Annotated in this window: 1 pseudogene; it reads left to right on the top strand. The window is 43.7% G+C overall.

The annotated features are described in order from the left end of the window. Positions 1–374 (top strand): annotated as a pseudogene (locus tag CWM53_RS18170) (tyrosine-type recombinase/integrase); the annotation flags it as partial. Positions 375–607: the final 233 nt, after the last annotated feature.

A 607-nucleotide genomic window follows, 5' to 3' on the forward strand; every position in this document is an offset into this window, starting at 1 on the left:
AAGCATTCACAGCGTGGCTCGAAAATGCGTACACCTCATTTAGTTCCCTGTCTCGTCAGGCATTAGTAATCCTTCAACAGGTCCACAAGATAAGTGGTGATCGTGACTTTGTTTTCGTTGGCGATCATAACCCTCATAAGCCCATGAGTGAAAACACGGTGAACAAGGCACTGCGCGTCATGGGATATGACACGAAGGTTGAAGTTTGTGGGCATGGTTTCAGAACAATGGCCTGTAGCTCGTTGATTGAATCAGGGTTGTGGTCGAGGGATGCGGTAGAGCGTCAGATGAGCCATATTGAGCGTAACTCTGTGCGTGCGGCTTATATCCATAAGGCGGAGCATTTGGATGAACGTAGGTTGATGTTGCAGTGGTAGGCGGATTATTTGGACACAGTACAATGTAAAGCAATGACACCTTTTGAGTATGCTAAACATCATCAATCTTTGTGAAAATGGTAGCGGGCAGCCTAAATCTGACTTTGTAGTTAAGATTGTCGAGGCAATGTAAGATACCAACTTAGTTCTATCTCTGATCAGCACCTAACTTATCAGTTAGTTTTGATGTGTCTTGTAGAAGCTAACCTATTGTTTAGTTTCTAAAAACT

Origin of the sequence: Klebsiella sp. A-Nf5, from assembly GCF_002810545.1 — a bacterium.
GTDB lineage: Bacteria > Pseudomonadota > Gammaproteobacteria > Enterobacterales > Enterobacteriaceae > Klebsiella > Klebsiella variicola.